The sequence below is a fragment of the Bacillus sp. AFS073361 genome (assembly GCF_002567005.1).
In the GTDB taxonomy this organism is placed as follows: Bacteria; Bacillota; Bacilli; order Bacillales; family Cytobacillaceae; genus Neobacillus.
In genome coordinates, this window is sequence record NZ_NUZU01000146.1 from 1 (window position 1) to 236 (window position 236).

General features: G+C 33.9%; 1 protein-coding gene. It reads left to right on the forward strand.

Annotated features, from left to right (window positions below):
- Positions 1-43: 43 nt before the first annotated feature.
- Positions 44-236 (forward strand): hypothetical protein (locus COJ96_RS25755; RefSeq protein ID WP_218936535.1); only part of this gene is annotated, 193 nt, incomplete at its 3' end.

Here is a 236-nt window from a genome sequence, read left to right on the forward strand (position 1 = left end):
GAAAAAGAAAGAATATAAGGAACCTGCTGTTATAAGAGGTGTTATGGAAGATGTTGAGAAGGTTGCTAGATATCAAGCACCAAAATTACTCTCTTGTTATAACGACCTATTAAGACATTTCTATATTACACAAGGCCGAGCTGATCTTTTAGAATATATTGATGATGTAGGTGTATTTTTAGAGTTGGGTGTAAGTATCAAGACGCAAATTTCTTTGATTAGTCTTGGTTTTTCGC